1 protein-coding gene is annotated in these 265 nt (G+C 57.7%); it reads right to left on the reverse strand.

Annotation, left to right across the window (positions count from 1 at the left end; all coding sequences use genetic code 11):
• The coding region (locus ACTHSQ_RS11300) for a phage minor tail protein L (RefSeq protein WP_440375960.1) at positions 1-265 on the reverse strand (265 nt) is incomplete at both ends.

Raw genomic sequence — 265 nt, forward strand, 5'->3', positions numbered from 1 at the left:
GCTCCGGATCGGCGTAACTGTTTCCGTTGACGAAGTTCACCGCATCCAGAAAACGGGCGTAAACCTTACGCCGGACCACCGTTCCGCCGACCAGACTCTGCATATCTTCCGCCATCCCGGTGACCATACCGTACAGGTTAGAAACCGTCAGCGTGGGGCGCGTACTGGTGCCTTTGCCATTCAGTTCAAAACCGCTCCCCTGAATGGGATACGGCTGATACTGTCGCCCCTGCCAGGTGACCGGCTCACCTTTTTCGTTCTGCTC

It is taken from the genome of Neisseria sp. P0009.S008 (genome assembly GCF_051958615.1).
In the GTDB taxonomy this organism is placed as follows: domain Bacteria; phylum Pseudomonadota; class Gammaproteobacteria; order Burkholderiales; family Neisseriaceae; genus Neisseria; species Neisseria subflava.